1 protein-coding gene is annotated in these 432 nt (G+C 63.7%); it reads right to left on the bottom strand.

From position 1 onward, the window contains the following. Positions 1 to 37 precede the first annotated feature (37 nt). The coding region (locus tag MTX34_RS25525) for a helix-turn-helix domain-containing protein (protein ID WP_243611207.1) at positions 38 to 432 on the bottom strand (395 nt) is incomplete at its 5' end.

Below are 432 nucleotides of genomic sequence, written 5' to 3'. Positions count from 1 at the left end.
CGGTACTGCGCCTTGAGGGCGATGACAGCGAGAACCTTCACCGTCGTCCCTGTTCCCTCAAGGCCCGCAATTTTCCCAGGTACGCCACCTGTGTCCGCAGCCGTTCGTTCTCCTCACGGAGGCGGTCCAGTTCGCTGGCTTCCCCGGGATCGACTCCCGGTGCCGGTCGACGTCCCGCGCGCTTCGGTCGTAGCGCCTCGTCGCCGTCGCGGCGGTATCCGCGGACCCAGGGCTCGATGATTTTCGCCGACGACAGTCCGTACTCGCGAGCGAGCTCGATCTTGTTCTCGCCAGCCAAAACACGCTGCACCACAGCAAGTTTGAACTCGAACGAGAAGTGTTGTCGATCCGGTTTCTCCACCAACGCATTCCTCCCTCGAACCCGCCACCGGTCGTAGAGCAAGATCACTGGGCCTGCCCCGCCACCGACCT

The organism is Rhodococcus sp. ARC_M5 (genome assembly GCF_022810405.1).
Classification (GTDB): domain Bacteria; phylum Actinomycetota; class Actinomycetes; order Mycobacteriales; family Mycobacteriaceae; genus Rhodococcoides; species Rhodococcoides navarretei.
Note: the sequence above shows the minus strand (reverse complement) of the source record. Positions and strands in the feature narration are given on the sequence as shown.